The 1,290-nt window shown below is 57.5% G+C and carries 1 rRNA gene (cut by a window edge); it reads right to left on the reverse strand.

Annotation, left to right across the window (positions count from 1 at the left end):
• Positions 1 to 1,274 (reverse strand): 23S ribosomal RNA (locus ACIOC1_RS35550); it reaches 1,493 nt to the left of the window's first position.
• Positions 1,275 to 1,290: the final 16 nt, after the last annotated feature.

Genomic DNA, 1,290 nt, shown 5'->3' on the forward strand with positions numbered 1-1,290 from the left:
TGAATGACACGACTTCGGCGGTACGCTTGAGCCCCGCTACATTGTCGGCGCGGAATCACTTGACCAGTGAGCTATTACGCACTCTTTCAAGGGTGGCTGCTTCTAAGCCAACCTCCTGGTTGTCTCTGCGACTCCACATCCTTTCCCACTTAGCGTACGCTTAGGGGCCTTAGTCGATGCTCTGGGCTGTTTCCCTCTCGACCATGGAGCTTATCCCCCACAGTCTCACTGCCGCGCTCTCACTTACCGGCATTCGGAGTTTGGCTAAGGTCAGTAACCCGGCAGGGCCCATCGCCTATCCAGTGCTCTACCTCCGGCAAGAAACACACGACGCTGCACCTAAATGCATTTCGGGGAGAACCAGCTATCACGGAGTTTGATTGGCCTTTCACCCCTAACCACAGGTCATCCCCCAGGTTTTCAACCCTGGTGGGTTCGGTCCTCCACGACCTCTTACAGCCGCTTCAACCTGCCCATGGCTAGATCACTCCGCTTCGGGTCTTGAGCACGCTACTACACCGCCCTATTCGGACTCGCTTTCGCTACGGCTACCCCACACGGGTTAACCTCGCAACGCACCGCAAACTCGCAGGCTCATTCTTCAAAAGGCACGCAGTCACGACTGAAGTTCCGAAGAACAACAGCGACGCTCCCACGGCTTGTAGGCACACGGTTTCAGGTACTATTTCACTCCGCTCCCGCGGTACTTTTCACCATTCCCTCACGGTACTATCCGCTATCGGTCACCAGGGAATATTTAGGCTTAACGGGTGGTCCCGCCAGATTCACACGGGATTTCTCGGGCCCCGTGCTACTTGGGTGGCTCTCAAGAGAGCCGCCAGTGTTTCGGCTACGGGGGTCTTACCCTCTACGCCGGACCTTTCGCATGTCCTTCGCCTACACCAACGGTTTCTTACTCTCCGGCCAGTCGGCAGACTGACCAAGAAAGCTCCCACGACCCCGCATGCGCAACCCCTGCCGGGTATCACACGCATACGGTTTAGCCTGATCCAGTTTCGCTCGCCACTACTCCCGGAATCACGGTTGTTTTCTCTTCCTGCGGGTACTGAGATGTTTCACTTCCCCGCGTTCCCTCCACATACCCTATGTGTTCAGGTATGGGTGACAGCCCATGACGACTGCCGGGTTTCCCCATTCGGACACCCCCGGATCACAGCTCGGTTGACAGCTCCCCGGGGCCTATCGCGGCCTCCCACGTCCTTCATCGGTTCCTGGTGCCAAGGCATCCACCGTGCGCCCTTAAAAACTTGGCCACAGATGCTCGCGTCC

Source organism: Streptomyces sp. NPDC088197 (assembly GCF_044741185.1).
Classification (GTDB): Bacteria; Actinomycetota; Actinomycetes; order Streptomycetales; family Streptomycetaceae; genus Actinacidiphila.